The sequence below is a fragment of the uncultured Shewanella sp. genome (assembly GCF_947491715.1).
Classification (GTDB): domain Bacteria; phylum Pseudomonadota; class Gammaproteobacteria; order Enterobacterales; family Shewanellaceae; genus Shewanella.
In genome coordinates this window covers 1-201 of sequence record NZ_CANLKR010000176.1, presented here as the reverse complement: position 1 = coordinate 201, position 201 = coordinate 1, and the positions used below count along the sequence as shown (strand labels likewise).

Below are 201 nucleotides of genomic sequence, written 5' to 3'. Positions count from 1 at the left end.
TGCATATAATCTGGCAACATCGTCGTTAACTGCTGACGAATAGTGTCAATAAACGCCTTTGACTCAATCTCACCACCGTCAATATTGGTCACCACATAAGCCGCAAGATAGTGATTATTTTCATTCTGGTTGTTTATGTGTTGACCATGGCTCGCATGTTGGCGGTCTATTACCACCGCCTGCTTAATTCCGCCTATTTGA

Annotated in this window: 1 protein-coding gene; it reads right to left on the bottom strand. The window is 43.3% G+C overall.

The window, feature by feature from the left end:
- Window positions 1–201 (bottom strand): hypothetical protein (locus tag Q0779_RS23975; protein ID WP_298776785.1); only part of this gene is annotated, 201 nt, incomplete at both ends.